Annotated in this window: 4 protein-coding genes; all 4 read right to left on the bottom strand. The window is 44.2% G+C overall.

The window, feature by feature from the left end:
* Window positions 1-22: 22 nt before the first annotated feature.
* A complete protein-coding gene (gene purD, locus H6A27_RS10330) occupies window positions 23-1,297 on the bottom strand; it encodes a phosphoribosylamine--glycine ligase (protein ID WP_204403099.1) in 1,275 nt (424 codons plus the stop codon).
* 101 nt (window positions 1,298-1,398) lie between these two features.
* Window positions 1,399-3,633 carry a S9 family peptidase gene (locus tag H6A27_RS10335; RefSeq protein ID WP_420867852.1) on the bottom strand — a complete coding sequence of 745 codons (2,235 nt, stop codon included), beginning with the start codon at window positions 3,631-3,633 and terminating at the stop codon, window positions 1,399-1,401.
* 119 nt (window positions 3,634-3,752) lie between these two features.
* The gene (locus H6A27_RS10340) at window positions 3,753-5,273 is read right to left on the bottom strand and encodes a THUMP domain-containing class I SAM-dependent RNA methyltransferase (protein WP_204508617.1); all 1,521 of its coding nucleotides are present in this window, start codon (window positions 5,271-5,273) and stop codon (window positions 3,753-3,755) included.
* Window positions 5,274-5,357: 84 nt separating this feature from the next.
* Window positions 5,358-6,383: a threonine aldolase family protein gene (locus H6A27_RS10345; RefSeq protein WP_204508618.1), complete on the bottom strand. Its 1,026-nt coding sequence runs from the start codon at window positions 6,381-6,383 to the stop codon at window positions 5,358-5,360.
* Window positions 6,384-6,612: the final 229 nt, after the last annotated feature.

A 6,612-nucleotide genomic window follows, 5' to 3' on the forward strand; every position in this document is an offset into this window, starting at 1 on the left:
GAAAGCTATTACGCATGATATATTATAAATCGAAACCTATATCTGAGCGGAAATATTTCTTTTCGAACTGTATCTTGCCGGCATTCTTGAACGACATCGCAAGGGCTTCTTCCTTGTCTTTTCCGTAAGAACTTACGGCGATGACACGTCCTCCGGCTGTTACAACCTGTCCGTCCTTAACAGCTGTTCCGGCATGGAATACTATACTTCCACCAGCCTTTGCATCTTCGATACCGCTCATAGGGAATCCTTTGTCGTATGCTTCAGGATATCCTCCTGATACCAGCATAACGCATACAGCCGAGCGAGGGTCTATCTCAAGAACACGCTGGTCGAGGTTGCCTTCTGCAACACCTTCGAGCAGGTCAACCAAGTCGCTCTTGATACGGAGCATCACGCTTTCTGTTTCAGGGTCACCCATACGTACGTTGTATTCTATCACCATTGGTTCGCCCTTCACGTTGATAAGTCCAAAGAAGATGAATCCCTTATAGTCGATACCTTCTTCTGCAAGACCTTCTACTGTAGGACGTATGATACGGTCTTCCACCTTCTTCATCCATTCTGCATTTGCAAATGGAACAGGTGAAACAGAACCCATACCTCCTGTGTTAAGACCTTTGTCGCCTTCGCCGATACGTTTGTAGTCCTTTGCTTCAGGCAATATCTTGTAGTTCTTTCCGTCTGTAAGAACGAAAACAGAACATTCTATACCGCTAAGGAATTCTTCGATAACAACTGTGGCAGAAGCACTTCCGAACATACCGCCAAGCATTTCCTTAAGTTCCTTCTTAGCTTCTTCCAGTGTAGGGAGAATCAATACGCCTTTTCCGGCACACAGTCCGTCTGCCTTAAGCACGTATGGAGCTTCGAGAGTTTCAAGGAAAACCAGACCTTCTTCAAGGTTTTCGGCTGTAATGCTCTTATATCCTGCTGTAGGGATATTGTGACGCTGCATGAATCCTTTAGCGAATTCCTTGCTTCCTTCGAGCACTGCACCGGCTTTAGAAGGACCGATAACTGGGATTGACTTCAATGCCTCGTTGTCGCGGAAAAAGTCATATACACCCTTTACCAATGGATCTTCCGGACCCACTACCACCATGTCAATTTTGTTTTCAACGACAAACTGTTTGATGGCATTAAAGTCGTCAGCCTTGATAGCTACGTTTTCACCAACTTCGCGTGTTCCGGCATTTCCCGGAGCGATGTACAATTTCTCAACTTTTGAGCTTTGTGCAATTTTCCATGCCAGAGCATGTTCGCGGCCGCCTGAGCCAAGTAGTAAGAGTTTCATATTTTGAGTTTTTAAGTTATTTTGAGTTTTTGAGTTTTTAAGTTCTTGAGTTTCTGGTCTTGTAAACAAACTGACAAACTCAAAAACTAACAAACTAATTTTTATTTTAAAAAATCATCGAAGTATCTCGAAATGTGTTCATGCAGATGAACTCTTTCTGTTCCAATCATGTTATGTCCTGATTCAGGATAAACGAAGAAGTCAGGGTGTGTTCCTGCATCAATGCATGAACGCAGGAAGGTATAGCTGTGCTGAGGAACGCATGTCGGGTCTTCTCCGCCGATAATAATCAGCAGTCGTCCTTTCAGGTTTCCAGCTTTCAGGTTCAGATTAGAATTCTTATATCCTTCCGGATTTGTTTCCGGTGTATCCATATATCTTTCGCCGTACATCACCTCGTAGTATTTCCAGTCGATAACAGGACCTCCGGCTACACCAACCTTGAATATTTCAGGATAAGTGAGCATAAGGTTTGTAGTCATGAATCCTCCGAAGCTCCATCCGTGTACTCCTATCCTATTTGCATCAACGTATGGAAGTGACTGTAGCATCTTTGCTCCTTCCACCTGGTCTTTCATTTCCTCCACACCAAGCTGACGGAAAGTACAGTTTTCGAATTCCCTTCCGCGGTTGTCGCTGCCACGGTTGTCAACAGTAAGCATTACATATCCTTTTTGAGCCATATACAAGTCCCATCCGCGTGCATCGTAGAAACGTGTGTTGTGTATCATTTGTGCGTGAGGACCGCCATACACATAGATTATAGCAGGATATTTCTTGTTCGGGTCGAAATCAACAGGCTTGATAAGTCTGTAGTAAAGGTCAGTCTTGCCGTCTGCAGCCTTGATTGTTCCAAGAGTTATCTCAGGCATATTGAACTTCTCAGGCATAGGGTCGCTTGAAGTGAAGATAGTAACCCCCTTCTTGCCGTTGGTAGGCAATATGCTTGTTTCGCCTGCTACGCTGAACGAAGTCATGTTGTCGATGATGTAAGTACCTCCGGCAGAGAGTTGTGCTCTGTGATGGCCGTCCTCCTTGCCTATTAGAGTGCGTTTGCCGCTCTTTATGTTGAGGCTGTAGATGTTAGTCTGTAAAGGTGACACTTCGGTAGATGCGATAATGACTTCCTTCTTAGCTTCGTTGAAACCGAGAATGTCCTGTACCAGCCAGTTGCCCTTGGTAAGCTGTTTCACTTCTACATACTCCTTGTATTTGTTCATACCTTCTATCAGTTCCAATGTGACAGGTCTAGGTTTCTTTGTATCGAACAGATACAGATGATTGAAGCCGTCTCTCTGACTCTGGTAGATGAATTTTGTTTCATCCCATGGAAGGAATGTCAGAGTGTGCTGAGGCTCAACATATTTATGATGAGATTCTTCGTACAGTACACCGATTTTCTCTCCTGTTTCGGCATTGTACTTAACGAGTTGAGCATAGTTCTGGTCGCGGTTAACTTCTATCACGTAGATATTTTCCTCGTCAGGAGCCCATGAAATGTTTGTGAAATATCTGTCTGTAGGGTCACCTGCATCTAGATAGACTGTTTTTCCGGTCTCAGGATTGTAGATACCTACGGTAACCTTGTGGCTGGTCATGCCTGCCATAGGATATTTGTCAGGTTCAAGTGTTGCTATTCGTGTGGTTGTGTTTACCTGCGGATAGTCTGTCACCATACTCTGGTCCATGCGATAGAAAGCAAGGTATTTTCCTTCAGGACTCCAGAATGTACCCTTGTAGATACCGAATTCATTGCGGTGTACAGCCTGTCCGTAAACGATGTCGTGGATATCGTTGCCACCGCATGCAGCTTTTTCTATGTTGATGTCAGGATTAACCTGCTTGTCTGCAATCTTCTCGGAAGCTATATGCAAGTTGTCTCCCACTGTATATGCCACAGTCATGCTTTCCTTGCAGAAATCAATGTTGGCAGCTCCCTTGTTTATTTTGATAGCCGATTTTACGACCTTGTCTTCGAAGTCATAGACTATTATGTTACCATCGTGTGAGAGAAGTATTTCCTTTTCCTTTCCCCAAGGCATTGAAGCACCCATGAGCGAACGTAGCTGCTTGATACCTTTGGTCTTTTCGTCAGCCTGTAATGCTGTATTTATTTCATCCAGGGTGATGATAGTCTTTTCTTTGCCGTTCTTTTTGTCGATAGATACTATTTCTTCCACTCCTGTTCGGATACATACATCGCCCCACCATTTCAGACCTGACATCCTTTTCGGAATGAGGTTGAAATAGTTATCACCTCCCGGTATTACATCCTGTAGTGTGAACGAAGTCTTTTCCTGTGCCAGGATTCCTGTAGTAGGGATATTAAGTGCCATTATACTCAATAGGGTTATAATTTTGTTCTTGAGAATCATGTTTTTCCTGTTACGTTATAGAATCGTTTAAAAAATATGAAACCTTGCAGGGTAATGTTTTTACCCTGCAAGGATATGAATTAATCAACGTTGTTTTCTTCTGTTGACAGCAAATCTTCAGGCTTGCGTCTGCTGTGCATATATCTTGGCGCAGGCGCTGCTTTAGGACGTCCGTCGTCTGTCGAAGGACGTGGAGTGCGTGGTTTGTTTTCGTCGCGGTATTTGAATTCGCTCTTTCTTTCGCGTGTGAATTCTTTTCCGTCGCCAGCTCTTCTTCCTCTGAATTCCGGTTTTGCATCGCCGTCTTTTCGGTCTCTTCTTTCACCTTTGTCGTTGCCGAAAGGTCTTCTTTCTTTGCGGTCGCCCTTGTTGAATTCAATCTTCTCGCCTCTTTTCTTAGGTCTTTCGCTTCTTTCTTCGCTCTTAGCCTTGAAGTTCTTGCCTTCTTCACCGCTTCTGAACGCCTTGAACTTACCGTCGAACAACTGATACTGGCGGAACTGACATTCCAGAGCACCGTTCATCAGGCGTATTTTCACGCTTGGCTTAAGTCCTATCTGGTCGAAACATTCGTCACGATAGCTCAATATCCAAGCATCGTTGCCGGTGAAGGCATGTTTCAGTCTCTCTCCTATCATTTTGTAAAGACCAAGCAGGTCGTCCGATGAAATTCTTTCACCGTAAGGAGGATTTGTTATGATGATACTCTTTTCTGCAGGCTGTTCGAACTGTTGGAACGGCTGAATCTTAAGCACAATGTCTTTGCTCAGACCTGCAGCCTTGACGTTGTGAGTAGCAATTTCGTTTGCCTTAGGATTGTTGTCGTAACCATATATCTTATGGTTGAATTCTTTTTCCTGCGAGTCGTCGTTATAGATAGAGTCGAGAAGTTCGCGGTCGAAATCTTTCCATTTTTCGAATCCGAATTCTTTGCGGAACACACCTGGAGCGATGTTGCGTGCTATCAGTGCAGCCTCGATAGGAATAGTACCCGAACCGCACATAGGGTCGATAAGGTCGCACTCGCCTCTCCAACCTGTCATCAATATCATTCCGGCAGCGAGAACTTCGTTAAGCGGAGCTTCTACCTGTTCCTGACGGTAACCGCGGCGGTGAAGAGACTCGCCGGAGCTGTCGAGTGACAAAGTACACTGGTTTTCTGCAATGTGGATGTTGATACCCAGATCAGGCTTGTTGATACGTACCGAAGGACGGTTTCCTGTCTTTTCGCGGAAATAGTCCACAATGGCATCTTTTACCTTGTATGCAACGAATTTTGAATGACGGAATTCTTCAGAGAATACTACAGCATCTACACTGAAGCTGCTCATATTGTCAAGATATTCATCCCATTCAATGCTTTTTACAGCATCGTAAACTTCGTCGGCCGAGTTGGCAGTAAAATGTTTGATTGGTTTAAGAATGCGGATTGCAGTACGCAGGCAAAAGTTTGCTTTGTACATCATTGCCTTGTCGCCTGTGAAAGAAACCATGCGGCGACCAATTTCGATGTTGCCGGCTCCCAATTCAGTGAGTTCTTGTGCCAATACTTCTTCCAGTCCCTGGAATGTTTTGGCGATAAGCTCGAATTCTTGATTCATGTTTGAAAAAAAATTACGTAATTTTGTTTTAGGGTACAAAATTACGTAATTTCAGTCGCTTAATCAACGATTTAGCGGTGTTTCTTATAATAATTCTATAAAAGCGTCCACGTCTTCCTCGCGTGTGGCCCAACTGGTGACAAATCTTACCACTGTTTCCTTCTCTCCGCGCGGTCCCCAGAGCTCAAATCCGGCATGAGGTGAAAGTCTGTCAATCTCTGTATTGGGCAGACATACGAACTGCTGGTTTGTAGGCGAGTCGATATGGATTTTATATCCTTTGTCCTTGAAAGCCTGTTTCAGCTTCATTGCCATTCGGACAGCGTGTTTTGCGATGTTCAGGTATAGCCCGTCGGTGAACAGAGTCTCGAACTGGATTCCCTGCAGTCTTCCTTTTGCCAGCAGTGCACCGTGTTGTTTTATCAGAGGGAAGAAGTGAGGCAGACGTTTCGGATTTGCGGCTACAACAGCCTCGCCGAAGAGGGCGCCTACTTTTGTTCCTCCAATGTAGAACACGTCACACAGTCTTGCCACATCTTTCAGAGTGATGTCAGTGCCTTCTGCAGCCAGCCCGTAGCCTAATCGTGCCCCGTCCATGAACAGTGGAATATCCGCTTTGCGGCATACACGGCTGATGCTTTCCAGTTCTTCAAGTGTGTATAGTGTTCCGTATTCCGTAGGATGAGAGATATATACCATTCCCGGTGCGACCATGTGTTCGTAAGTCTCGTCACGGTAGAAGTCGGATATATATTTCTCTATATCCTCAGCCTTTATTTTGCCATCATATTGAGGAAGAGTCAGCACCTTATGTCCTGTAGCCTCTATCGCTCCCGATTCGTGAACGTTGATATGTGCGCTTTCTGCAGCCAATACTCCTTCATGGTGCATGAGCAGTGCGTCAATCACTGTTGCATTGGTTTGTGTACCTCCCACGAGGAAATGAACTGCGGCTTCAGGTTGTCCGCAAGCCTCTCTGATAAGCTGTTTGGCTCTCTGTGTATATTGGTCGGAGCCATATCCTGTGGTATGTTCAAGATTGGTCTCCATCAGTCGGCGCATCACTTCAGGGTGTGCCCCTTCCATATAGTCTGTATAAAAGTATAGCATTGTTGTTCGATTTTATAATTCGGGTGCAAATATATACATGATAAATGAATTATGATGTAGGAATTGCCTCTTTATATTCTATTAAATTTCCAAACTTTTTCTGTAAATATAACTTATATCTACCCGTTGGCGGAATTAAATTGATAAAATAAATATGTATAAAAGGTTGTGCTTATCGCTGATTATTAGTAAATTAGAAGTGATCAAACTATTAATTTACAATAAAGCT

The sequence above is a fragment of the Bacteroides caecigallinarum genome (assembly GCF_016902295.1).
GTDB classification, from domain to species: Bacteria; Bacteroidota; Bacteroidia; order Bacteroidales; family Bacteroidaceae; genus Phocaeicola; species Phocaeicola caecigallinarum_A.